25 protein-coding genes and 1 pseudogene are annotated in these 23,370 nt (G+C 69.9%); 21 read left to right on the top strand and 5 right to left on the bottom strand.

The window, feature by feature from the left end:
• Together AKH00_RS15450 and AKH00_RS15445 are read right to left on the bottom strand one after the other, a co-directional pair.
• Positions 1-368: pseudogene (locus tag AKH00_RS15450) on the bottom strand (HNH endonuclease); the annotation flags it as partial.
• A gap of 59 nt (positions 369-427) precedes the next feature.
• Positions 428-1,183 (bottom strand): SDR family oxidoreductase, encoded by a 756-nt coding sequence (locus AKH00_RS15445; protein WP_050723625.1) that lies wholly within the window; start codon positions 1,181-1,183, stop codon positions 428-430.
• Positions 1,184-1,304: 121 nt separating this feature from the next.
• Here AKH00_RS15445 and sigJ point away from each other — a divergent pair, with 121 nt between their 5' ends.
• The 15 genes from sigJ to AKH00_RS15370 all read left to right on the top strand — a co-directional run bounded on the left by sigJ (position 1,305) and on the right by AKH00_RS15370 (position 16,505).
• The gene (gene sigJ / locus AKH00_RS15440; protein WP_235556805.1) at positions 1,305-2,270 is read left to right on the top strand and encodes an RNA polymerase sigma factor SigJ; all 966 of its coding nucleotides are present in this window, start codon (positions 1,305-1,307) and stop codon (positions 2,268-2,270) included.
• A 39-nt stretch (positions 2,271-2,309) separates the two neighbouring features.
• Entirely contained in the window at positions 2,310-3,506 is a 1,197-nt protein-coding gene (locus AKH00_RS15435; RefSeq protein ID WP_050723624.1) for a hypothetical protein, read from the top strand.
• Positions 3,507-3,586: 80 nt separating this feature from the next.
• Positions 3,587-4,135 carry a GNAT family N-acetyltransferase gene (locus AKH00_RS15430; RefSeq protein WP_050723623.1) on the top strand — a complete coding sequence of 183 codons (549 nt, stop codon included), beginning with the start codon at positions 3,587-3,589 and terminating at the stop codon, positions 4,133-4,135.
• The gene (pnuC, locus tag AKH00_RS15425) at positions 4,132-4,860 is read left to right on the top strand and encodes a nicotinamide riboside transporter PnuC (RefSeq protein ID WP_050723622.1); all 729 of its coding nucleotides are present in this window, start codon (positions 4,132-4,134) and stop codon (positions 4,858-4,860) included. Before AKH00_RS15430 ends, pnuC begins: the two co-directional genes overlap by 4 nt.
• Positions 4,861-5,015: 155 nt before the next feature.
• Positions 5,016-6,401 carry an LLM class flavin-dependent oxidoreductase gene (locus AKH00_RS15420; protein WP_050723621.1) on the top strand — a complete coding sequence of 462 codons (1,386 nt, stop codon included), beginning with the start codon at positions 5,016-5,018 and terminating at the stop codon, positions 6,399-6,401.
• A gap of 55 nt (positions 6,402-6,456) precedes the next feature.
• Positions 6,457-7,206 (top strand): class I SAM-dependent methyltransferase, encoded by a 750-nt coding sequence (locus tag AKH00_RS15415; RefSeq protein WP_050723620.1) that lies wholly within the window; start codon positions 6,457-6,459, stop codon positions 7,204-7,206.
• A gap of 121 nt (positions 7,207-7,327) precedes the next feature.
• Positions 7,328-8,005 (top strand): HD domain-containing protein, encoded by a 678-nt coding sequence (locus AKH00_RS15410; RefSeq protein WP_327037281.1) that lies wholly within the window; start codon positions 7,328-7,330, stop codon positions 8,003-8,005.
• 309 nt (positions 8,006-8,314) lie between these two features.
• Complete coding sequence (locus tag AKH00_RS15405) at positions 8,315-9,895, top strand: ABC transporter substrate-binding protein (protein WP_050723619.1); 1,581 nt, start codon at positions 8,315-8,317, stop codon at positions 9,893-9,895.
• Positions 9,896-9,902: 7 nt separating this feature from the next.
• Positions 9,903-10,856 (top strand): ABC transporter permease, encoded by a 954-nt coding sequence (locus AKH00_RS15400; protein WP_200903874.1) that lies wholly within the window; start codon positions 9,903-9,905, stop codon positions 10,854-10,856.
• Positions 10,853-11,698, top strand: coding sequence for an ABC transporter permease (locus AKH00_RS15395; protein ID WP_050723618.1), 846 nt, complete (start codon positions 10,853-10,855; stop codon positions 11,696-11,698). The genes AKH00_RS15400 and AKH00_RS15395 overlap by 4 nt, the downstream gene beginning before the upstream one ends.
• The gene (locus AKH00_RS15390) at positions 11,695-13,380 is read left to right on the top strand and encodes an ABC transporter ATP-binding protein (protein WP_050723617.1); all 1,686 of its coding nucleotides are present in this window, start codon (positions 11,695-11,697) and stop codon (positions 13,378-13,380) included. The genes AKH00_RS15395 and AKH00_RS15390 overlap by 4 nt, the downstream gene beginning before the upstream one ends.
• A gap of 2 nt (positions 13,381-13,382) precedes the next feature.
• Positions 13,383-14,300: a LysR family transcriptional regulator gene (locus tag AKH00_RS15385; RefSeq protein WP_050723616.1), complete on the top strand. Its 918-nt coding sequence runs from the start codon at positions 13,383-13,385 to the stop codon at positions 14,298-14,300.
• The gene (locus AKH00_RS15380) at positions 14,297-15,094 is read left to right on the top strand and encodes a carbon-nitrogen hydrolase family protein (protein WP_152926220.1); all 798 of its coding nucleotides are present in this window, start codon (positions 14,297-14,299) and stop codon (positions 15,092-15,094) included. The genes AKH00_RS15385 and AKH00_RS15380 overlap by 4 nt, the downstream gene beginning before the upstream one ends.
• A 32-nt stretch (positions 15,095-15,126) precedes the next feature.
• Entirely contained in the window at positions 15,127-15,888 is a 762-nt protein-coding gene (locus tag AKH00_RS15375; RefSeq protein WP_050723615.1) for an HpcH/HpaI aldolase family protein, read from the top strand.
• Between the two features lie 167 nt (positions 15,889-16,055).
• A complete protein-coding gene (locus AKH00_RS15370) occupies positions 16,056-16,505 on the top strand; it encodes a carboxymuconolactone decarboxylase family protein (RefSeq protein ID WP_050723614.1) in 450 nt (149 codons plus the stop codon).
• Between the two features lie 26 nt (positions 16,506-16,531).
• On the opposite strand, the gene AKH00_RS15365 is transcribed toward AKH00_RS15370, so the two are convergent.
• A complete protein-coding gene (locus AKH00_RS15365; protein WP_152926219.1) occupies positions 16,532-17,062 on the bottom strand; it encodes a hypothetical protein in 531 nt (176 codons plus the stop codon).
• Between the two features lie 129 nt (positions 17,063-17,191).
• Between AKH00_RS15365 and AKH00_RS15360 the strand changes: the two genes are divergently transcribed.
• Both AKH00_RS15360 and AKH00_RS15355 read left to right on the top strand, forming a co-directional pair.
• A complete protein-coding gene (locus AKH00_RS15360; protein WP_050723612.1) occupies positions 17,192-18,226 on the top strand; it encodes an iron-containing redox enzyme family protein in 1,035 nt (344 codons plus the stop codon).
• Positions 18,223-18,426, top strand: coding sequence for a CDGSH iron-sulfur domain-containing protein (locus tag AKH00_RS15355; RefSeq protein ID WP_050723611.1), 204 nt, complete (start codon positions 18,223-18,225; stop codon positions 18,424-18,426). Before AKH00_RS15360 ends, AKH00_RS15355 begins: the two co-directional genes overlap by 4 nt.
• 135 nt (positions 18,427-18,561) lie before the next feature.
• On the opposite strand, the gene AKH00_RS15350 is transcribed toward AKH00_RS15355, so the two are convergent.
• Positions 18,562-19,266 (bottom strand): MerR family transcriptional regulator, encoded by a 705-nt coding sequence (locus AKH00_RS15350; protein WP_050723610.1) that lies wholly within the window; start codon positions 19,264-19,266, stop codon positions 18,562-18,564.
• 62 nt (positions 19,267-19,328) lie between these two features.
• Here AKH00_RS15350 and AKH00_RS15345 point away from each other — a divergent pair, with 62 nt between their 5' ends.
• The gene (locus tag AKH00_RS15345) at positions 19,329-19,769 is read left to right on the top strand and encodes a DUF6194 family protein (RefSeq protein ID WP_050723609.1); all 441 of its coding nucleotides are present in this window, start codon (positions 19,329-19,331) and stop codon (positions 19,767-19,769) included.
• The gene (locus AKH00_RS15340; RefSeq protein ID WP_235556804.1) at positions 19,766-20,308 is read left to right on the top strand and encodes a putative immunity protein; all 543 of its coding nucleotides are present in this window, start codon (positions 19,766-19,768) and stop codon (positions 20,306-20,308) included. The genes AKH00_RS15345 and AKH00_RS15340 overlap by 4 nt, the downstream gene beginning before the upstream one ends.
• Positions 20,309-20,319: 11 nt before the next feature.
• Here AKH00_RS15340 and AKH00_RS15335 read toward each other — a convergent pair whose 3' ends face one another.
• On the bottom strand, positions 20,320-21,207 hold the full coding sequence (locus AKH00_RS15335; protein WP_050723608.1) for a hypothetical protein: 888 nt from the start codon (positions 21,205-21,207) through the stop codon (positions 20,320-20,322).
• A gap of 111 nt (positions 21,208-21,318) precedes the next feature.
• Here AKH00_RS15335 and AKH00_RS15330 point away from each other — a divergent pair, with 111 nt between their 5' ends.
• Both AKH00_RS15330 and AKH00_RS15325 read left to right on the top strand, forming a co-directional pair.
• Positions 21,319-21,996 carry a response regulator transcription factor gene (locus AKH00_RS15330; RefSeq protein WP_050723607.1) on the top strand — a complete coding sequence of 226 codons (678 nt, stop codon included), beginning with the start codon at positions 21,319-21,321 and terminating at the stop codon, positions 21,994-21,996.
• Positions 21,989-23,302 (top strand): sensor histidine kinase, encoded by a 1,314-nt coding sequence (locus AKH00_RS15325; RefSeq protein ID WP_050723606.1) that lies wholly within the window; start codon positions 21,989-21,991, stop codon positions 23,300-23,302. The genes AKH00_RS15330 and AKH00_RS15325 overlap by 8 nt, the downstream gene beginning before the upstream one ends.
• The last annotated feature ends 68 nt before the right edge of the window (positions 23,303-23,370 follow it).

Raw genomic sequence — 23,370 nt, 5'->3', positions numbered from 1 at the left:
ACCCGGTACCGCGGCGGCAGCGCCTCGCCGAGCAGATTCGCCCGCGGCGCGGTCGCCTCCCCCACCGTCACCAACCGCGCGGCATCACCGGTCGAGCCCCCGGTCGTCGCCGCGATCAACGCCGCCGGCGACCGGAAACCCCGCTCCTTCGCCAGCCCGCCCGACCCCAGCTCGGGCCGAGACTCCCGCGCGATCCCCGCCGCGACCTCCGCATGCAGACCATCCAACCGACGCTGCAGCACACCTACGGCAGCGTGCGCGGCCAGGAGTTGTGACCGCGAGAGCTCGGTGCCGTTCGCCGCATCACCCCACGCACCCTCGAGGCGCTGAACGGCCTCCAGAAGGGGGAGAAGATGCGGATTCGACATGCCCCCAGTCTAGAACAAATCTTCGAATCTCGAACGGAATGCCGGTACAGGGCGCCCCCTCATCCGCGCCCGTGATCCTCACTCCGCAACCACTCGTCGAACGTGATCCGCCCCCGCACGGCATCCGCACCTCCGCGCAGCGAACCCGACGCCAACCCGCGCCCGTACACTCCCGGCAGCCGTACCTCGATCACCGGCCGTCGCGCCCCGTCGAACGCCAGCTGCCGCCGCGCCACGTCGGCCAGCACCTCATCGCGCGGTCCGACGAGATCCGCCGCACGCCCCACCGCACCACCCTCGGCCACCCGCACGAGATGCTCTCCGACCTCGCGCGCCGCGACCGGCCGCATGAGGATCTTCGGCAGCAGCGCGACCGGACCGCCCATGCCCGACAGCAGCTGCCCCGCGAACTCGTGGAACTGCCCCGCGCGCGCGATCGTGAACGGCACCGGCCCTGCCGCGACCATCCGCTCCTGCGCGAGCTTGCCCGCGTAGTACGACGCATCGATGTCGTCGATCCCGACGATCGACAGCGCGACGTGATGCCCGACACCCGCCTCCGGCTCGGCCGTGAGAAGGTTGCGCGTCGCGGTCTCGAAGAACGCGGTGGCCTTCGCCGCCGACAGGGTCGTGCCGCTGTTCGCGGCGTCGATCACAGCATCCGCGCCGCGCAGCGCCCCCGCGAGTCCCTGCCCGGTGAGCAGGTCCACTCCTGTCGACCGTGCCAGCACCACGACGTCGTGCCCGGCCCGCTCGGCCGCGCCCACGACATGACGGCCGACGACTCCCGTGCCCCCTGCGACAGCGATCCTCATCCGATTCCCTTTCCTCGGCGGGCCGCACACGGGCCCCTCACGAGGATGACGACGCAGGGCCGCGCGGTGTGAGGCCGGCCCTCACACCGCATCCCGGTGCATCGTCGTATCCTGCAGAGGCGTGCACGCGGAGCGCCGGGCGCAGATCGAGAGGAACGACGTGGACGACGAGTTGAGCGACGTGTTCCGCGAACGGCGACGTCTGCTCGCTCTCGGCTACCGCATGACCGGGACCATGGCGGATGCCGAGGACATCGTGCAGGAGACCAATCTGCGGTGGTACCGCCTCGACGACGCGGAGCGCGAGGCGATCGCGAACCCGGCGGGATGGCTGACCACCGTGGCCGGCCGCGTCGCCCTGGACCTGCTCGGATCGGCCCGCCGCCGCCGCGAGCAGTACGTCGGCGAATGGCTGCCCGAACCGCTGCCCGCCGGCGTCTTCCACGGCGCCCTCCCCCGCCGCACCGCTTCCGACTCGGATGCCGATCCTCTCGACCGCATCACGCTCGATGACGACGTCTCGACCGCCCTGCTCGTGGTGCTCGAGGCGATGACACCGGCCGAGCGTGTGGCGTTCGTGCTGCACGACGTGTTCGACGTGCCGTTCGACGAGATCGCGGACGCCGTGGGGCGCTCGTCCGCCGCGGTGCGTCAGCTCGCCTCGTCCGCCCGACGCCATGTGCGCGAGAACCGGGCGACAGCCGTGCCCCGCGCCGAGCACGATCGCGTCGTCCGCGCATTCCAGGAGGCGACGCGCACGGGCGAGGTCGCGAGCCTCGTCCGCTTCCTCGCCCCCGACGTCGAACTGCGCAGCGACGGCGGCGGGGTCGTCAGCGCAGCACGCAACGTCGTGTCCGGAGCCGACAACGTCGCCCGGTTCCTGCTCGGCGTCGCGTCGAAGCATCCCGAGCTCACGATGTCCGAGCAGGAGCGCGGAGACGGTGTCGGGCTCGTCTTCCGCGACGGCGCGCGGGTGCAGTCGGTCATGGACTTCCGCGTCGAGGGCGGCCGCATCACGCGCCTGTGGATCGTGCTGAACCCCGCCAAGCTCACGCAGTGGGCGGCGGCACCGGCATCCGCGGACTGAGAGCCCGGCGACAGCAGAGTCGTGTCGTATCCTCGCACCATGTCCACCGCATCCCGCCAGCTTCGGAGCGCGAAGCGCGATGCCGATCGCTGGTTCCGCGAGCAGGGCCTGCCGACGTTCGTTCCGCTGCGACGCTGGTTCACCGACCTTCCCCGGCGCGTCGCCCCGCTGGTCGTGTGGGTCGCCGTCGTCGGCTTCGTGCTCGAGGTGTTCGTGGTGGCCCTCGATGCCGTCCTCGCGGTGGCCGATGGCGATGACGACGACCTGATCATCGCGATCGTGGTCCTCGCGATGTCACTCATCGGCATCGTCGTCGCCTGGGGCGGATACCTGCTCGCCCGGTTCGTGCTGAGACGACTGACTGCACTCGTCGGCACGATCGTCGCGACCGTCATGATCGTCGTGTGCGCGGTGTGGATGGTCGTCGACGGCTACGAGTTCAGCCCCGGCGCGACGGTCGGTCCGATCATCGAGACGCTCGGAATCCTGGCGCTGTGCGTGCTCGTGACGGGCATGGGCGGCGGCGCGCTCATCTCCTGGGCATCGCGCCTCGCGGTGCAGAACGCCGCGGCGATCGGCCACATGGCGTCGATCGCCCTGCCGGTGATCCTCATGCTCGTGGTGTTCGCGTTCTTCTCCTCCGAGGTGTGGCAGATGGCCTCGGCGCTGTCGTGGGGGTCGATCGCGCTCGTCGGACTCGTGGTCGCGGCTCTCGCGACCATCGTCGTGCTGCGCGTCAGCGCCTCCGAGATCGACGACGGATCGCAGGCGCCCACTCCCGAGCAGCGCGCCTCCCTCATCGTCGACACCCCCGCCGAGCATCGCGACGCGGCCTCCGCCCCACGCCGTCGCCTGCGCGCGCCGCAGCGGCTGAACATCCTGCTCGCGATGACGTTCGCGCAGCTCGTCCAGGCGCTGTTCTTCGCCGCGCTGCTGTGCGCGCTGCTCGTCGTGATCGGCAGCATCGCGGTCCCGATCGGGATCGTCGAGCTCTGGGTCGGCACCGGCAACGCGACTCAGCCGCTCGCCGTCGAACCGTGGCGCATCGGCGACACGACCCTGCCGATCACCGTGAACCTGCTGAAGGCGACCACCCTGCTGTCGCTCATCGCCACGCTGCCCTTCGTGTTCTCCGCCGTGAGCGAGGCCCGCTACCGCGAGCGGTTCTTCGACCCGATCATGGCCGACATGCGACGGGCGATCGTCGTGCGCGACGTCCTCGGCTCCGCGCGATAGGCATGATGCCGTGAGCGCCGGCACCCCGGCATCCTGCTAGCGTCGTCCCTGCGCACCCGAGCGCGGACGCAGGAGACCCGATGAGCGACCCCCAGATCCGGGATGCCGAGGAGACCGACCTCGAGCAGATCACGGCGATCCACAACGACGCCGTCGTGCATACCACCGCGATCTGGAACGAGGAAGCGGTCGACGTCGCCGACCGGTCTGCCTGGCTGGCGGCTCGGCGCGAACGCGGCTTCCCGGTGATCGTCGCGACCGATGAGACGGGCGTGGTCGGGTATGCGTCGTTCGGCGACTGGCGCCCGCACAGCGGGTACCGGCACACAGTGGAGCATTCCGTGTACGTGCGGGGCGACCAGCGCGGCCGCGGGATCGGACGTCTGCTCATGGTCGAGCTCATCCGACGTGCCAAGGATCTCGGCATCCACGTCATGGTCGGCGCGGTCGAGAGTGGCAACCTCCCGTCGATCGTGCTGCACAAACGCCTCGACTTCCTGCAGGTGGGACGGATGCCGCAGGTCGGCGCCAAGTTCGGCCGTTGGCTCGACCTCACGTTCCTGCAGCTGGTGCTCGACGACCGGCCGTTCCCGCCCGAGCTGCGCGCTCCCGCGGAGGACGCCCGGTGAACCTCCTCCTCTGGCTCGTCGACGCGTTCAACTCGCAATGGCAGCTGCCCGGGGGCCAGACGCTGCTGGTGCGCGAGGTCGTCGGCAACGCCTTCGGTCTGGCCAGCGCCCTGGGCGGCATGCGCCGCAAGGTGTGGGCGTGGCCGGTGGGTATCGTCGGCAACGTTCTGCTGCTCACCGTGTTCCTCGGCACGATCCTGAACCCCGATCACGAGCTGCCGCACCTGCTCGGCCAGGCCGGGCGACAGATCATGTTCATCGCGGTCGCGATCTACGGGTGGATCCGGTGGAAGCAGGCGTCGAGCGACGACGGCCGCGTCACCCCGCGGTGGGCGCCGACGAGCGCCCGCATCGGTCTCGTGCTCGTCCTGGTGATCGGCACGGTCGCCCTCACGCCGCTGTTCCGGGCGCTCGGTTCGTACGAACCCGTGTGGGCGGATGCCTGGACTTTCGTGGGCTCGCTGCTCGCGACCTACGGCATGGCGAAGGGCTGGACCGAGTTCTGGCTGATCTGGATCGCGGTCGACGTCGTCGGGGTTCCGCTGCTCTTCGCCGCCGGCTTCTACGCGACCGGGTTCATGTACGTGTTCTACGGCGTCTTCACGGCCGTGGGATTCGTGGTCTGGTGCCGCGCACAGGCGAACGCGAAGCCCCAGATCGACACGCTCATGCCCGATCCTCGTCCGGTCACGCGGCCGATCCGCACCGGTCGACGCCGCCGCTGAGTCCCGCGCCCGCGGGCCGACACGCCAGATGTCGGACCGATCCGGCGAAAGGGCCCGGCATCTGGCGTGTCGGCCCCCATCCTGGAACCCGGAATGTGTCGTCGTGTGTCGCGGGCACTGGCCGGAACGCGGGTCGACAGGGTCTTCTAGACGGCATGACCCGTCAGATCCGCTTCAACGCCTTCGACATGAACTGCGTCGCCCACCAGTCGTCCGGCCTGTGGCGGCACCCCGACGACCGCTCGCGCCAGTACAACACGATCTCGTACTGGACCGACCTCGCGAAGCTCCTCGAGAGCGCGACGTTCGACGGCATCTTCATCGCCGACGTGCTCGGCACGTACGACGTGTACGGCGGCACGAACGAGGCCGCGATCCGCAACGGCGCCCAGGTGCCTGTGAACGACCCGATCCTGCTCGTGAGCGCCATGGCGGCCGTGACCGAGCACCTCGGCTTCGGGGTCACGGCGGGCACCGCGTTCGAGCATCCCTATCCGTTCGCGCGTCGCCTGAGCACGCTCGACCACCTCACGCAGGGCCGCGTCGGCTGGAACGTCGTGACCGGCTACCTGCCCAGCGCCGCGCGCAACATGGGTCAGACCGATCAGCTCGCTCACGACGACCGCTATGACCACGCCGACGAGTACGTCGAGGTGCTGTACAAGCTGTGGGAGGGGTCGTGGGAGGACGACGCCGTGGTCGAGGACCGCGAACGCGGCATCTTCACCGACCCGTCGAAGGTGCATCCGATCGGCCACGAGGGGAAGCACTTCAGCGTCCCCGGCATCCACATCTCCGAGCCCTCGCCGCAGCGCACGCCGGTGATCTACCAGGCGGGCGCGAGCCCTCGCGGGGTGAAGTTCGCGGCGGAGAACGCCGAGGCGATCTTCGTCGCCGCCCCCTCGAAGGAGGTGCTCGCGGGGACCGTGAAGCGCATCCGCGACGCCCTCGAGGCCGCCGGCCGCGACCGTTACGACGCTCGCATCTACACGCTGCTCACGGTGATCACCGGGGCGACGAGCGAGGATGCCGCGGCGAAGCACGCCGAGTACCTGTCGTACGCGAGTCCCGAGGGCGCGCTCACCTTCATGTCGGGCTGGATGGGTGTCGACCTGTCGCAGTACGAGGAGGACGAGCCGGTCGGGAACGTCGAGTCGAACGCGATCCAGTCGGTTCTGCAGCATCTCAAGGAGGAGGCGGACCTCGGCCGCGAGTGGACCGTCGGCGACTTCGGCCGCCACAACGCGATCGGCGGCCTCGGCCCCACGATCGTCGGCTCCGGCGAGGAGATCGCCGACGAGCTGCAGTCCTGGGTCGAGGAGACCGACATCGACGGCTTCAACCTCGCCTACGCCGTCACGCCGGGCACCTGGCAGGACGTCATCGAGCACGTCATCCCCGTGCTGCGCGAGCGCGGCGCCTACCCCGAGGAGTACACACCCGGCACGCTGCGGCACAAGCTCCACGGCAAGGGCGACCGCGTGCAGGACTCGCACCGCGCTGCCCGGTACCGGGTAGGGGCGCAGACGCCGGTCGCCTGAGAGAAGTCGATCCGGCGCCCACGTGCCGCCGCAGACCGGAAGCTAGGGTGGCGGCATGGAATCCGTGAGTGAGCCCTGGAGCAGACTTGCACCCGACTACGAGCGGGCTCGTTCTCGCGAGGACTCCCTCGATCGACTGGTGGAATGGCCGGCGCAGCGGGCTCTGCTCGGCGATGTCAGCGGTGTCTCCTTCCTCGACCTCGGCTGCGGGAACGGCGGAAAGCTGCTCGAACTCGTCGAAGACGGGGCGGCGGCGTCGGTGGGCATCGACATCAGCGGTAACTTCATCCGCCACGGTCGAGCCGATCTCGAACTCGTCCAGGCCGACCTGTCGCATCTCGCGTCGGTGCCGGAGATCGAGGGCCGCACGTTCGATCGCATCATGTTCCTGCAGTCGTTCGGCTACGCGGTCGATCCGGTACGGACGCTGAGAACCGCACGATCCCTGCTCTCCCCAGACGGATACATCCTCCTCACGAGGACCCAGCCGATCAGGTACGCGATCGAACGCGCAGAGGCGAACGGCACCTCTCTGGGCGAAGGCTACTTCGCTCGCGATCCCCATGCGCATCGCAACGGGTGGAACGAGGAGATCACTCTCACCAAACGCCCGTACACGATGTCCGACCTGCTCAACACGTTCAGCGCCGCAGGCCTCTGGGTCGAGACGACGCTCGAGCCGCAGCTCTCCGAGGCCGACGGGGAACGCTACCCCCATAAGCAGGCCTGGATGGATAAGTATCTCGGCATACTGATCTTCAAGCTGCTTCCGCTCCCGACGGGTGCACAGGCCCCCGCAGCCTGAGGATCGAGGCCCCGGGCACAGCTTCGGAGCGGATGCCGCGACACGCCGTGCAGGAGTCGGTGCGCGCGGCGTGTCGGGACCGGGCTCCGAAGTCGTGCCCGGCGATGTGCCGAGCCTCCGAATGTCCGGAATCGAAGGGATGCTGGCGGTCGGGGCGCTCGTGGCCGGGAGCTCGGCGGACGAGACTGAGCCGATGCGCATCGCCGACTTCCCCGTGCCCGACACCGCCGCCGCACGCGGAGCGTTCACCCTCGCTCAGGAGTACCACTCGCCCTCGATCCTCAACCACGTCACGCGGTCGTGGCTGTGGGCGGAGGCGTTCGCGGAGGTCGAGGGCCGCCGTGATGTCGACCACGAGCTGCTCTACGTGTCTGCGCTCCTGCACGACATCGGCCTCGCCCCCGAGTTCGACAACCACACCCTCGCCTATGAGCACGTGGGCGGGCATGTCGGCATCGCGCTGACCGCGGGGGCCGGGTGGGATGCTGCGCGGCGACGCCGTGTGCTCGACGTGATCGTCGCGCACAACCTGCCGAGTGTCGACCCGGCGGAGGATGCCGAGGGGTACCTGCTCGAGATCGCGACGGGCCTCGACATCTCGGGCGCTCGGCCCGACGCCCTGCCCGAGGACTTCCGCCGCGAGGTCCTCGACGCCTACCCGCGCCTCCAGCTCGCGCAGGAGTTCGGCACTGCCGTCGTCGACCAGGCCGAGCGCAAGCCGTCATCCGCCGCCTGCCGCCTCGTCGACGGCGGGGTCGTGCGAAAGCTTCGCGACAACCCGCTCGAGTCCCTCGCCTGACGCCAGCGGCACCGCTACGAGAGATGGAGAACGCCTCGGAGAAGCGGGGTTCGGAGGCGTTTTCCATCTCTCGACACCGTTCGTGACGGGAAAAGGCCCGGTGGGCGCAGCAGGTTAAGCATTTCGTTATCTCGTTATGCGAAGTCGAACTTTCGACTTATGTGACCGGTCGACATAATCGATCACGAAGGGTCACACCCACCACCCGACCTTCACCCCCGACGAGCAACGGAGCCGTCGATGACGACGCTCCGTGATTCGTGACACCTCGAGCGATGGCGCCCGTGCGCGCCATGGAAGGACTTCGTCATGCCCGCATCTCCGCACTTCCGTCGTCCCACAGGCACCTCCGCCCGCTGGATCGGCGCCGTCGCCTTCGGCGCAGCATCCGTCCTCGTCCTCGCCGGCTGCAGCGGCTCGGGGGATTCCGGCGACTCCGGCGGCGAGGGCGGCGCGCAGACCCTGACCTTCGGCCTCTCCGCGGATCCCGCGACCCCCATCACCGGCATGCAGCAGGGCGGCGCGGTCAACCAGCTGCTCACGATGGTGCACCGCGGCCTCATGACCTACGACGAGACCGGGGCGGTCGTGCCGGGTGTGGCCGAGTCGGTCGACACGAGCGATCCCACGAGCTACGTGTTCACGCTGCGTCCCGACCTGACCTTCAGCGACGACTCCCCACTCACCTCCGAGAACGTCAAGAACTCCCTCGACTACTACCGCGACCCGGCGAACGGCTCGCAGCTCGCCGCCGGCCTCAAGGACATCACCGACATCACCGCCGACGGCGACACCGTGACGATCACGCTCGCCCAGCCGAACACCGCGTTCCTGCAGTACCTCGCGCTGCCGTTCGCGGCGATCGTGCCCGACGCCTCGCTCAACCCCGACACCCCCAACTGGGTCGGCGCCGGACCCTTCGAGATGACCAACCTCGACCAGGGCATCGGGCTCACGGTCGAGAAGAACGACGCCTACTACGACGCCGACGAAGTCTCCCTCGACAGCATCGAGGTGAAGTTCTACCCCGACGGCGAAGCCCGCACGAACGCGCTGCTCAGCGGCGACGTCGACATGATCGAGTACGTGCCGTGGGAGAACTTCCAGCGGGTCGCGGATGCCGGGCTCACGGTCGACGCGCAGCAGGGACCGTTCCAGTACGTGCAGTTCAACGTGACGGACGGGCCGTTCGCCGACCCGAAGGTGCGCCAGGCCGTGGCCTACGCGCTCAACCGCGAGAACGCGGTGACCGCGGCGTTCCAGAGCAACGGCGCCCCGCTCGACGGGATCGTCATCCCCGAGGACGACCCCGCGTACGACCCGAAGGCCGGGGAGCTGTGGAGCTACGACCCCGAGAAGGCCAAGGAGCTGCTCGCGGATGCCGGCTACCCGGACGGCTTCTCCGCCACGCTGCTGTCGACCTCGCAGTACACCTTCCTGCAGGACAACGCGCTGTCGGTGCAGGAGGACCTCCGCGCGGTCGGCATCGACGTCACGCTCGACGCCCCCGACTGGTCGACGCGCGTCAGCAAGGGCAACGCGGGCGAGTACGACCTCGCCGTCTCGGGTGACGCGGGCGTCATCACCGACCCGTCCTACCTGCTGAACTGGGTGGTCGACAGCCGCAACTTCAACGTCGGCTGGGGCTACTCCAACGACACGCTGCGCGGACTCATCGAAGAGGGACTCCGCGCCGCCGACGACGACGCCGGCAAGAAGGCGATCTACGAGGAGATCGCCGACATCTGGGCCGAGGACGTGCCGTTCGCCTCCATCAACACCCGCGAGCAGGCCTACGCCTACAGCGACAAGGTTAAGGGTTTCGAGACCCTCCCCGGGTTCCTCGTGTTCTACAGCTCGCTGAACCTCGCGCACGCCTCCGTGGAGTGACCCTGCCGTGATCCTCTTCATCGCGAAGCGGCTGGCGATGGGGGTGGGACTGGTCCTGCTGGTCCTCACCCTCATCTTCTCCGCACTGCAACTCGTTCCGGGCGACCCCGCCGTGCTGCTGCTCAGCACGGGCGACGGCGGGGCGCCCAGCCCGGAGGCCGTCGCCGCGCTCCGTGAGCAGCTGGGGCTCAACCAGCCGCTGCTCACCCAGTACTTCTCGTTCCTCGGCGGCGTCTTCACCGGCGACCTGGGCGAGTCGTTCCGCACCTCGCAGCCCGTGCTCGAGGCGATCGGCGCCCGACTCCCCCGCACGCTCCTCCTCGTGGCCTACGCGACGATCCTCTCGATCGTCATCGGCGTCGCCATGGGAGCCCTCGCGGCCCGACGCGGCGGCTGGGTCGACACTCTCGTGACCGCGCTCAGCTCGATCGGCGTGGCCCTGCCCGTGTTCGTGTTCGGCGCCGTGCTGATCCTGGTGTTCTCGATCACGCTCGGCCTCTTCCCGGCCGGCGGCTACGTGGATCCCTCGAAGGACTTCCTCGGGGCGATCAAGAGCCTCACGCTTCCGGCGATCTCGCTCGCGGTCGGCTTCGCGGCGCAGATCGCCCGCATGACCAGGTCGGCCGTGCTCGAGGTGCAGACGCAGGACTGGGTGCGCACCGCCAAGTCCATCGGCCTGGCCCCGATGACGGTGTTCCGCCGCCATGTGCTGCGAAACTCCCTGACCCCGGTCGTCACGGTCGTCGGCATCGGCTTCGGCACCCTGCTCGGATCGACGGTGCTCGTGGAGCGGGTGTTCAACTACCCGGGTCTCTCGAGCCTCCTCGTCGACGGCGTCACGACCCGCGACTACCCGGTCGTGCAGGGCGTCGTGATCGTGATCGCGATGCTCTTCATCGCGATCAACATCGTCGTCGACATCACCTACGGAATCCTCGACCCCCGAGTGAGGCGAGCATGAAACTCAGCCCCCGCCTCCGTCAGGCGATCACCCCGCTGCGCACCGTCATGGTGGTGTACCTCGTCGTGATCCTCGTGCTCATGGCGTTCGCACCTCTGCTCGCACCCTACGACCCGATCTCGCAGAACGTGGCGATCCGCCTGCAGCCGATGTTCAGCCCCGGGCACCTGCTGGGTACCGACGAGCTCGGCCGCGACATCCTCTCGCGCATCATGTTCGGCGCGCAGGTCGAGCTGTTCATCGCCCTCGGCGCCACGGTGCTCGCCACGGTTCTCGGCACGCTCCTCGGCCTGCTCGGCGCGTACTTCAACGGCCTCACCGAGGTCGTCACGATGCGTCTGATCGTCGACGTGATCCTCGCGTTCCCGCCCATCGTGCTCGCGCTCCTCGCGGTCACGCTGTACGGTCCGGGGCCGGTCACCCTCATCATCGCGATGGGTGTGCTGTTCGCGCCGATCTTCGCCCGCATCACCTACGGGCAGGTGCTGTCGACCAAGCGCGAGGAGTACGTCGATGCGGCGCGCACCTTCGGCGCCCCGACCGTCGTGATCCTGTTCCGCACGGTCCTCGCGAACGTCTCCGCGCCGATCATCGTGCAGTTCTCGCTCACGATGGCGGCCGCGATCCTCATGGAATCCGGGCTCAGCTACCTGGGCCTCGGCGTCGTCCCGCCCACTCCGTCCTGGGGCTCGATGGTCGCGGCAGGCCAGCGGTACCTGACGACCGATCCGCACGTGCTGCTCGTTCCCGGCGCGGTCATCGTGCTGACGATCCTCGCGTTCGGCATCCTCGGCGACGCCCTCCGCGACCTCCTCGACCCGAAAGCGAAGAAGCGCTCATGAACGAACCGCTGCTGCAGGTCGACGGCCTGTCCGTCGAGTTCGCCACCCCGGACGGCTGGCGTCAGGTCACCTACGACGTGTCGTTCAGCGTCGATCGGCGCAAGACTCTCGCGCTCGTCGGCGAGTCCGGGTCGGGCAAGTCGGTCACCGCGATGTCGATCCTCGATCTCCTGCCGCCGAACGCGCGCCGCACCGGCCGCATCCTGTTCGACGGCGTCGACCTCGTGCCGATGCGCGACAAGGGGCTGCGGCCGCTGAGAGGATCCCGCATCGCGACGATCTTCCAGGAGCCGATGACCGCGCTGAACCCCGTGTACACGATCGGCCACCAGCTGATCGAGGCGCTCACGAGCCACCACGACCTCGATCACAAGGTGGCGCGCGAGCGCGCGGTGCAGCTGCTGCGCGACGTGCACATGCCGGCCCCCGAGGAGAAGGTCGACCACTACCCCCACCAGCTCTCGGGCGGTCAGCGCCAGCGCGCCATGATCGCGATGGCGATCTCGTCTGAGCCCGACCTGCTCATTGCGGACGAGCCCACCACGGCGCTCGACGTCACGGTGCAGGCCGAGATCCTCGACCTGATCGCCGAGATCCAGGAGCGGATGGGCATGGCCGTGCTCATCATCACGCACGACATGGGCGTGGTCGCCGACGTCGCCGACGAGGTCGTCGTGATGAAGGACGGTCGCGTCGTGGAGGAGGCCCCGTCGGCCGAGCTGTTCAAGACCCCGAAGGAGCCGTACACGCAGGCGCTGCTCGCCGCGGTCCCGCACCTGGGCAAGGCCGACGATTTCCTGTCGGCCGCGAACAACAAGCTCCGCATCGACGGCGTCACGGCCACGACGCCCCTGCCCGAGACGGTGCTGCGACTGCAGGATGCCGTGATCCGCTACCCCGGACGCTGGCGGCGCCCCGGTTTCCAGGCCATCAACGGCATCGACCTCGAGGTGCAGCGGGGCGAGATCGTCGGCCTGGTCGGCGAGTCCGGATCGGGCAAGTCGACGATCGGCAAGGCCGCGATCGGTCTGCTGCCGGTGACCGAGGGCACGCTCGAGGTCCGCGGCGAGCGCATCACCGGCCGACCGGGTCGTGCACTGCGGCAGCTGCGGCGCCACGTCACGATGGTGTTCCAGGACCCGGCATCCTCGCTCAATCCCCGCCGCACGATCGGCCAGGCGATCTCGGACCCGCTGCTGTGGCAGGGGCTCGTGCGCGATCCCCGGGCGCGGCGAGCGCGCGCGAAGGAGCTGCTCGAGCGCGTGCAGCTCAACCCCGACTGGTCGGACCGCTACCCGCACGAGCTCTCCGGCGGGCAGCGTCAGCGCATCGGCATCGCCCGCGCGATCGCGACCGATCCGGTGCTGATGATCGCCGACGAGCCGACCTCGGCGCTCGACGTGTCGGTGCAGGCGCAGGTGCTCGACCTGTTCCTGGCCCTGCAACGGGAGCTCGGCTTCTCGTGCCTGTTCATCAGCCACGACCTCTCGGTCGTCGAGACGCTGTCGAACCGCGTGGTGGTGCTGCGGCACGGCGACGTGGTCGAGGAGGGGCCGACCGAGGAGGTGCTGCACCACCCGACGGACAAGTACACGAAGCGGCTGATCGCGGCCGCCCCCGTACCCGATCCCGAGATCCAACGGGTGCGACGCGCAGAGCGCCTCGCCCTGAGGAGGGGCTAGCCATGGAGACCAGACGGCTCGAGCTCTTCGTCACGCTCGTGGATGCCGGGGGCTTCAAGCAGGCCGCCGACAGCCTCTTCATCACGGCGCCGGCCCTGTCGCAGCAGATCTCGCGGCTGGAGAAGGATGTGGGCGTCGCGCTGATCGACCGCACGACGCGACCGATCACGCCGACCGAGGCCGGCCGCGAGTTCTACTACCGCTGCCGTCGGGTGCTGGAGGCCATGCAGCACATCACCCAGCTGCTCGACGACCAGCGCAGTCACGAGTTCGGCCGCGTCCGCGTGGGCATCGTGCCGGCGATGATGTTCAGCTCGCCGGCGCGGGCCGTGCGCCAGTTCATCCGCGCGCATCCGACCGCGACCGTGCAGGTGCGCAGCATCCCCACCTCGCTGCTGGTCGACGAGCTGGAGCAGGGGTCGATCGACGTGGCGATCCTGCTGACCGAGCCGGATCTGAAGGACCTGTCCTCGACCGCCCTGTTCGGCGAGGAGTACCTGGTCGCGCTGCCCGACGACCACCCCCTCGCCGACGTCGACGAGGTGGACTTCGCGATGCTCCGCAACGAGCGCATCCTGCAGGGGCCGCGCACCGCGAACCCCACCGGGTACGACGCGGTCGTCACGGCCTGCATGCGCGCCGGGTTCTCCCCGCGATCGCTCGAGGTCATGGGCTCGTACCTCGACCAGGCCGCGATGGTGTCGGCCGGGATGGGCGTGTGCTTCATCCCGAAGTCCCTGTCGGACATCCCCCAGCACAACGTCGTCTACCGCACCCTCGTGAACCCCTCGGTGGGACTCACGACCTCGATCTCCTGGTTCGACCGTCGCCTCGACGCGGTCGGCCGGGCGTTCGTGCAGCACTGCATCACCGAGCTCTCCATCCCGGAGAGCCTCATCTCGAAAGAAGGAGCATCATGAAGTTCGCGATCGGCCAGATGGTCTCGGGCGACGACAAGGCCGCGAACCTCGCGGAGATCACCCGGCTCACGGAGGAGGCGGCGGCCAACGGCGCACGTCTCGTCGTGTTCCCCGAGTTCGCGATGTACGACGTGCCGAACCTCGACTCGGCGTTCGTCGAGCAGGGCGAGGCTCTCGACGGCCCGTTCGTGACCGGTCTCGCCGAGCTGTCGCGACGAACGGGCGTCGCGATCGTCGCGGGCATGCTCGAGCGCATCGACGACGAACCGCGCGGCTTCAACACCCTCGTGCTCGTCACCCCGGACGAGGGCCTGTCGCGGGTCTACCACAAGCTCCACCTGTACGACGCGTTCGGGTTCCTCGAGTCCGACCACATCCGCCCCGGAGACATCGACGGCCCCGTGACCTTCACGATCGACGACGTGAAGGTGGGGATGCTGACCTGCTACGACCTCCGCTTCCCCGAGGTCGCACGCGAGCACGCCGACGCCGGCGTGGACCTGCTGCTGTATCCCGCCGCATGGATGCCCGGGGCCCGCAAGGAGGACCACTGGAACACGCTCGCCCGCGCCCGCGCGATCGAGAACACCCTGTACGTCGCCGCTGTCTCGCAGGGACCGGGCGTCGGCACGGGCGGCAGCATCATCGTCGACCCGATGGGGATCACGCTCGGCGAGATCGGCGAATCGAGCGGCATCGCGGTCGCCGACGCGACACCGGCCCGCGTCGCGCAGGTGCGCGCCGTGAACCCCTCGCTCGCCAACCGCCGCTTCACCGTCGTCGCATCCGTCTGACGCCGCCACCCCGCAACACCGAAAGGAACATCATGACTCACACACTCAAGCAGGGGGCCTGGCTCTCGGACGGCAGCAGCGCGATCGGCGAGATCGTCGCGGGCCTCGGCTACGACTTCGTCGTGCTGGACATCGAGCACGGCTCGTTCGACCTCGCGATCCTCGAGCGCTTCATCCCGCTGCTCAAGGGCCTGGGCCTCGAAGTGCTCTCGAAGGTGCTCGTGCCCGAGCGCGGCGCGATCCAGCAGGCGCTGGACTTCGGCTCCGACGGCGTCATCATCCCGCACATCGAGGGGCTCGAGCACGCGAAGCGCATCACGGACTTCGCGAAGTTCCCGCCGCTCGGCTCCCGCAGCCTCGCGGGCGGCCGCACCATGGGCTACCGCGGCTACTCGGACGAGTGGATCGCCGCGCAGGACCGCGACATCAAGGTCTTCCCGATGGTCGAGGACCCCCGGGCCCTGCAGGACGTCGAGGGGATCGCGGCCCTGCCGACCGTCGACGGCATCTTCATCGGCCCCGGCGACCTCGCCGCCATGAGCGGTCGCGGCGCGTACCGGCAGACCGAGGCGGACTTCGACGACTTCCGCCGCGTGATCGCCGCCGCTCGCGCGAACGACAAGCCCTGGGTGCTCCCCGCCTGGACGACCGTCGAGAAGGAGTTCGCGATCAAGGAGAACGCCGACTACGTGCTGCTGACCATGCAGCACGCCGCGATCTCGGAGGGCTACGGCAACGCCCGCGCCCTCATGGACGGGCTCATCGCCGACGCCTCCGTCACCGTCTCGTCCTGACCCCCGCCACGCCCCCTCCCCCGTCGGAAGGGGTGAGAGATGGAAAACGCCTCCGAAGCCGTCGCTTCGGAGGCGTTTTCCATCTACGAACGACCTCACAACCCGGCATCCCGCGTCGTCATCAGAGGGGAGGCGCGCTCCGCGCCCCCATCGACGAAGGAGAAGACGTGTCGCACGTGAACATCGGCAAGACCTACTCGGGCCCGTACAAGGCCATGCTCGACTTCAACGACCAGGCCGTGGCCGCGGGGAAGGACGCCGGGCTGTCGCCGCTGCTCGTCGAGCTGGTCAAGGTGCGGGCGTCGCAGCTCAACGGCTGTGCGTTCTGTCTGCGGATGCACTGCGCCGACGCGATCGCTGCGGGCGAGACCGCGGATCGGCTCGCCGTGGTCGCCGGCTGGTGGGAGTCGCAGTACTTCAGCCCCGAGGAGCAGGCCGCGATGCAGATCGCCGAACGCGTGACGATGATCGGCGACCACGGGCGTCTCGTCGACCGCGGGGTCGATGTCGACGGCATCCTCTCCGAGAAGCAGATCGCGGCCGTGACCTGGCTCGCCGTCGTGATCAACAGCTGGAACCGCATCGCGATCTCGAGCCACTACCTGGTGCACCCGTAGGGCGCCGCGCTCCGGCGGCGCCGGGATCACTGCGCGGGCAGGCAGCCGCCGTCGAGGATGTACCCGCCGACCTCGACCCTGACCGCATCCGCGTTGACCCCGCCGAACACGCAGCCGCCGTCGGGCGCCGCAGCACCGAACTCCACCGCGCCCGAATCGCCGCGCGCGGTGATGTCGGACAGTCCCGCATCGCGTGCGGCGTCCTCCACGGCCTCGGCCGAGATCGCCCCCGACGAGCGGATGCTCTCGAGAGACGTGCTCAGCAGGGCGGCGGCGTCGTCGGCGGCGGCCTGCGCGCCCTCGGGCATGTCCATGCGGTCTCGGTAGCGATCGTTCTGCGCCATGCTGTGGTCGGGATCGTAGGGCACGCACTCGGGCGGCAGGTCGATCCCCTCGACCTGCGGGCAGGCCGCGGTGGGCGTCGGGCTCGCACTCGCGCCGGCGCCCGACGGCGCGGCCACCGCGCATCCGGAGATCAGCAGTGCCGTCGCCGTCATCAGGGCGACCGCACTCGGCACCCGCATCCACCCCTGCCGGTCCCCTCGCGTCACACTCATGTCGTCATGCAACCACAGGTCGGCGGTGCGGGCGAGCATCCGTGTGCCCCATCGACCGCGGCGTCAAGACCCTTCTGCGAATCCGGTGCGACGACGAGACTGCGGAGATCCGATCGATGGGAGCTTCCGATGACCGTGCTCGCGCACTCCGCGCTCGACAGCATCGCCACCCGTGGCCCGATCAGCGAGGCCGTGCTGGCGCAGCTGCAGGGACGTGCCGACATCCCGCCCTCCGAGGTCGCGACCGACGCGCTCACGACGACGGCCGACATCGTCCGCGACGACGACGTGCAACTCGCGCTCTTCCTCCTCTACGCCTCGTCCTACGGATCGCTGACCGGTCTGGACCCGGCACGCGAATGGGATGCCGAGCTGATCGCGACGCGTCTCACGCTGGAGGCCGCGTTCGAGGCCGCGCTGCGCGCATCCGTCCCGATGCCCGACCTGCCCGAGCCGTCGGTGGATGCCGTCGGGCGCGCCCTGTTCGCGCTGGCCGAGGCCGACACGGGACCGAGCCTCTCGCGCTACCTCGCGAAGAAGGCCACGCGGGACCAGTCCACCGAGTTCTTCATGCTGCGATCCATCTACACGCTCCGCGAAGCCGATCCCCACTCCTGGGCCATTCCCCGTCTGCACGGCCGGGCGAAGGCGGCGCTGGTGGAGATCCAGTCCGACGAGTACGGCGGCGGTCGACCGGACCGCGTGCACGCCGAGATCTTCGCGCGCGCCATGCGCGGTGCGGGTCTCGACGACGCCTACGGCACCTACGTCGACGATGCCCCCGCGATCACGCTCGCCTCGCACAACACCATGTCGCTGTTCGGCCTGAACCGGAGGCTCGTCGGCTCGATCGTCGGCCACCTCGCCGCGTTCGAGATGACCTCGTCGATCCCGAACCGCCTCTACGCCGAGGGGCTCCGGCGTCTCGGGTATGGCGACGACGTGACGGACTACTTTGACGAGCACGTCGAAGCGGATGCCGTGCACGAGCAGATCGCCGCCCGCGACCTCGCCGGGGCCCTCGCGGAGGACCAGCCCGAGCTGCTGCCCGACATCATGTTCGGCGCCGCCGCGTGCCTGGCCGTCGACGGATGGGCGGCCGGCCACATGCTCGACTCCTGGCAGCGCGGGGAGTCCGCGCTGCGGACCGGGGCGGGACGATGAGCCACGAGGACGAGGTGACCATCACGGCCTACCCCGACGGCCCGTTGCTCGTGCGGGGTCGCGTCGACCTTCTCGGGGACGACGGCACGCCGGTCGAGCAGCGACGCCGCACCGTCGCGCTGTGCCGCTGCGGGCTGTCGACGATCAAGCCGTTCTGCGACGGCACGCACAAGGCCGCGGGGTTCCGCACCGACGTGTGAGGTCATCATCGGCGTCTCTCGCCGCACCCGGTCGGGCGGAGATCTCGCGTTCGGAAGGACGAATCCCCGCATCCGCTCCTTCCGAACGGGAGATCTCCTTCGTTGCGTGCGCCCCTGTGCCGCGAGACCCCGGGATCAGAGGTCGAGGAGGAGATCATGCAGCGCTCCCGCCGCGGCGAGGAGCTTCACGCTGCGCTGCGAGAGCGCCGCGAGGCGTTCGGTCAACACCCGCTCCGCATCGGCCGTGAAACCGTGCTCGCGCACCTGGTCGAGCACGCCCGCGATGAGTGGGATCCCGTAGCCTCCCGCGCGCAGTGCGGCCACGATGCGCGCCTCGGTGATCGCCGCGGATCCGTATGAGCGCACGACCGAGGCCCGGTCCGGTCGCACCAGGCCTTCGCGCTCCCAGTGCCGCAGCGCCGATGCGCGCACGCCGAGCGCGACGGAGAGCTCGGTGATCGTCATCGCGTCGGCATCCTCGAACACGTCGTCGACGTCGGCCACCGCCGCGTCCAGCCCGCGCAGCGCCTCCCGGACCCGCCGGCGCTCCTCGGCGAGCTCCGCGTGCAGCGCATCGATGCGCTCAGCCGCGCCGTCGAGCGTGGCCGCGATCAGCTCGGGCATGAGGATCCGCGCGGGCACCGGGCCGATCGCCGCGGCGAGATCGCGGTAGGCGCGCAGCGCGACGGCATGACGGTCGCCGTAGCGGCGGTAGCCGTTCGCACCGCGGTCGGCTCGCGGCAGCACGCCCAGCCGTTCGAGGTCGCGCACCTGCTGCGTCGAGTAGCCGACGAGCCGAGCCAGCTGCGCGGTCGTGTGGACGACTTGAGGGTCTTCCATGCTCAGCTCCCGTCTTTCCGGACTCGGAGTCCACATAAGCACGTCAACTTCATCATTGAGGAATGGACATGCAGACGATCATCCGACACATCCGCGGGCTCGACGGCTCACTCGTGATCGTCCCCGAACCGGGCGGCGCGTTCCCCCCGCTCGCCGTGGGCGATGCGTTCTTCTACCACGCACCCGACGGACGGATGCCGGAGCGCACCCAGCCGTACGCCACGATCATCACGAAGGACTACCCCGACGACACGTCATCCTCCCTCGACGTCTCAGGACGGTTCCGCGTCAACATCCGCGTCGGGCGCGACCGCGTGCACGATCTCGCCGACCCCGCGTCTGACCCGTCCGACGGAGACGTCATCGTGCGGCATCCGCTCTACGGCGACGCCGGCTGGGTGAGCGTCGTCGCGCCGGGCGCGCGCACATCGTCGACGGTCCTCGTCCTGTTGAGCGAGGCGCACGACGCCGCTCGCGCGCGCTCGGAACGGCGCTCCCGGTGACCGGCTCCGCGAAGCGGCTGTCTCCGCAGACTCTGCCCGAATCCGAACGACGCCTGCTCGCCCTGTGGGCAGCCGCCTGCGCGGAGCGGGTGCTCTGGCTGTTCGAGCGGGACGCACCCGACGACGACCGACCGCGCGACGCGATCGCCCGAGCCCGGGCGTACGGCCGCGGAGAACTCGACACCGCGGGCCAGATCCGCCGCCGACTCGAGGCGGGACGTGCTGCGGCGAGCGCGACGACCCCGGCGGGAGTCGCCGCAGCGCGATCCGCCGCCCAAGCGGCCGGTGTCGCTCACATGGGCGCGCACGCCCTCGGCGCGGCGGCCTACGCGATCGAGGCCGTGAGTCTCAGCGCGCCGGAGCAGGCCCCCGACGAGATCGATGCGCAGCTGCGTCTGCTCGACCACGCGTCGGCGACGGCTCTCGGTCGACTCCCCCTCCTCGGCGACGACGTGGCGGGGCCCCTCGGCCCGGGACTGCTGGCGCGAGGAGTCCGCGGCGATGCCGTCCGCGCGATCCAGGCACGGCTGCGACCCTGAGGACCGAACGCTCACCACTCCCACTCGAGCACGATGCTGCCCGGGCCGAAATCGAACTCGACATGCGACGCGCTGTTCCCGACGAGCGGCACGGTGAAGCTGCGCTCCGGTCCGTCCTCCTGCACGGTCACGACGCAGCGTCGGGGGAGGAACTCCGGATCGAAGTAGATGAACACGCCGACCTCGACCTCGGGGCGCACCGCGACCAGACCCTGCACCGTACTGGTCGCTCCGGGCTCGTATCGATGATCCGTCGTCTCCCATTCCGTCATCGCGATCTCACCCCGCTGCAGGGGAGAATGCAACCGCACGGTGGGCCGCACGAGCCGCTGCTGCCAGTCGACGACGATGTCGACCAGCTCGCATCCGATCAGCCCGCGGAGCACAGGGGCCGCCACCTCCGCCGGCTCGATGGTGGTGAACGCCGCGACCTCCTGGGCGCCGTCGATCCGCGCCTGCCAGGCGTTGCGAAGGACATTGCGCGTCAGCTGACCGCTCGCGTCGATGTACGAGATCATCATCGCCGACCGCTCGGACAGCTCACGCGAGGCTCCCTCGTCGGTGACCTCATTGTGGCCGAGGCCGACGAAGCTCGCGAACGGCACGTTGCGGTCCTCCGGCACCCGTCGACGTCGGGTCAGCAGCCCGGCCAGCGCCGCCTCCTTCAGACCCAGCAGCTCCTCCAGCTCGCGCACCACGTCCGCCGACGCGTCCGTCCCCGGCCGCCGGGCCCCCGACTGCCAGAGCGACAGCGTCGCGACGCTGACCTCATGGCCCCGATGCCGCAGACGCTGCTGCAGGCTGCGCAACGAGACACCCCGTCGCCGTACGGCGTCTCGCAGGGCATCGGCGAACTCCTGCGGCCCATGACCGGAGGGCGGCTCCTCGACAGCATCCACTTCGCGATCCCCTTCGCGTCAGAGACACGGCGTGTCCCCCGCCGATGCCCCGATTGTCGCAGACGCCGCGGCTTCAGCCCTGATTCAGCGTGCGCACGCCACACTGGAGGCATGCGGATCCTGGTGGTGGACGACGAGGTGCGTCTGGCGGATGCCGTGCGCCGAGGCCTCGAAGCCGAGGGCTTCGCGGTCGACGTCGCCCACGACGGCGTCGACGGCCTGTGGCGCGCGCGAGAGAACCGCTACGACGCGATCGTGCTCGACCTCATGATGCCCGGCATGAGCGGCTGGAAGGTCTGCGAGGCGCTGCGCGCCGAGGAGAACTGGACCCCCGTGCTCATGCTCACCGCGAAGGACGGCGAGTGGGACCAGGTCGAGGCACTCGAGACCGGCGCGGACGACTACGTCACCAAGCCGTTCTCGTTCGCGATCCTCGTCGCCCGACTGCGTGCCCTCGTGCGGCACGGAGCCGTCGCTCGTCCGACGATCCTCGAGGCGGGCGACCTCCGCCTCGATCCCGCTGCCCACCGCGTGTGGCGCGGCGACACCCTCATCCCGCTGACCGCCCGCGAGTTCGCGGTGCTCGAGCACCTGATGCGCCATCGCGGCCAGGTGCTGTCGAAGCGGGCGCTCATCGACGGCGTGTGGGACGACGACTTCGACGGCGACCCCAACATCGTCGAGGTCTACGTGGGCCATCTGCGGCGCAAGCTCGACAAGCCGTTCGGCCGCGAGGCGATCGAGACCATCCGCGGCGCGGGTTACCGGCTGGCGGCCGACGGTGGGTAGTCGCGGCTGGCGCTCCGTCCGCGGCAGGACGACTCTCGGCGCGACCGCCGTCGTCGCGGTGGCGCTGCTGGTCGGGGCGTTCACGTTCTACGGCATCCTGGGCGCCAGCCTCCGTTCCAACGCGGAGCGCGCCGCCGAGCAGCGCGCGGAAGAACTCGCCGATCGCCTCGACGGACCCGGAGGTCGCGAGATCGGCATGCTGGACGACGAGATCGTGCAGGTGATCGATCGCAGCGGAGCCGTGCGGGCCGCAAGCGAGGAGGCGCAGGATGAGAGGGGAACCTCGCCCCTGCCGTTCGGCGACGACCCCCGCACCGTGACGATCGACGACAAGCCGATGCTCGTCGTGTCGGAGGATCTCAAGGGCGACGAGACCCTCGTGCTCGCGGTGCCGCTCGACGACGACGATGACGCGTTGCAGACCGTCGCGCTGCTGCTCGCGGTCGCGGTGCCGTTGCTGCTCGTCCTCGTGGCGATCACGACCTGGCTCGTGGTCGGCCGGGCGCTCAGACCGGTGACCCGCATCCGCGAGGAGGTCGACGGCATCACCGCAGAGCGCCTCCACCGACGGGTCGAGGTGCCGGCGTCTGCCGACGAGATCGCCGCGCTCGCCACCACCATGAACGGCATGCTCGATCGGCTCGACGCCGCAGCGACCGCCCAGAGGCGGTTCGTCTCGGATGCCTCGCACGAGCTGCGCTCCCCGCTGGCGACGATCCGTCAGCACGCCGAACTCGCCCAGGCGCACCCCGCGACCACGAGCATCGGCGAGCTGGCCGAGGTCGTGTCGGACGAGGGCCTTCGGCTGCAGGGAATCGTGGAGTCGCTGCTGCTGCTCGCCCGCCTCGACGAAGGAGCGACGAGCCTCACGGAATCGGTCGACCTCGACGACGTCGCCCTGAGCGAGGTGCGGCGGCTCCGCGCGCGCGGTCTCGACGTCGACGGCTCGGGGATCCAGGCGGCGCGGGTGCACGCGGATCCGCGGTTGATGGGACAGCTGCTGCGCAACCTCGCCGACAACGCCGCCCGGCACAGCGTCGGGCGCATCGCGATCGGGGTGACGGAGTCCGCAGGGACCGTGTCCGTCACGGTCGAGGACGACGGACACGGCGTTCCCCCTGCGGAGCGCGAGCGGATCTTCGAGCGGTTCGTCCGTCTCGACGAGGCACGCAGCAGGGATGCCGGGGGCAGCGGCCTCGGGCTCGCGATCGCCCGCGGCATCGCCGGCGCGAGCGGCGGATCCGTGACGATCGACGACTCGCGCTGGGGCGGGGCGCGGTTCGTCGTCCGCCTCCCGTCGGCCTGACGCGGCCCCGCGCGTTTCGTCTCGCTCCGCTCGCTCAACGACCAGGCCCGCCTCCCCGGTCGTTGAGC

The sequence above is a fragment of the Microbacterium sp. GCS4 genome (genome assembly GCF_001262495.1).
Taxonomy (GTDB): domain Bacteria; phylum Actinomycetota; class Actinomycetes; order Actinomycetales; family Microbacteriaceae; genus Microbacterium.
This window is presented reverse-complemented; position numbering and strand designations above follow the sequence as displayed.